Source organism: Telluria sp. AZSoR62 (assembly GCF_058111565.1).
In genome coordinates this window covers 1-322 of the sequence record NZ_JBYTST010000195.1, presented here as the reverse complement: position 1 = coordinate 322, position 322 = coordinate 1, and the positions used below count along the sequence as shown (strand labels likewise).

Sequence of the window (322 nt, the reverse complement as noted above, 5' to 3'; positions counted from 1 at the left end):
AGGAAATAAAAGTGTTAGCAGCAGTGCTAGACCTTTTAATGTAGAGCGCAGTTGTTTATAGCCGAAATAATGTCTTGCAAGAAACTTATGCATGATGTATTCCTCAGCGGGCGCGGGCTTCGAGACTTGCACACTTATTGTCCCAGCTGAATGTACAACTTCCAGGGCACATCATCCGAGCTTGAATGCTCAAGGCGCTTTCCCCACCCCCACCAACAATTGTCCTTGTTGTAACAGTATTTACACCGTTAACAAGATAAGGTCGTAAATCGACACCTGGAGCTCCAGCTTGGCTTGTTCCTAATTCTGGCGTATAAAGCGC

At 46.0% G+C, this 322-nt stretch carries 1 pseudogene; it reads right to left on the bottom strand.

The features are described 5' to 3' along the window. Positions 1-103: 103 nt before the first annotated feature. Positions 104-322 (bottom strand): annotated as a pseudogene (locus AC3XQU_RS23495) (hypothetical protein); the annotation flags it as partial.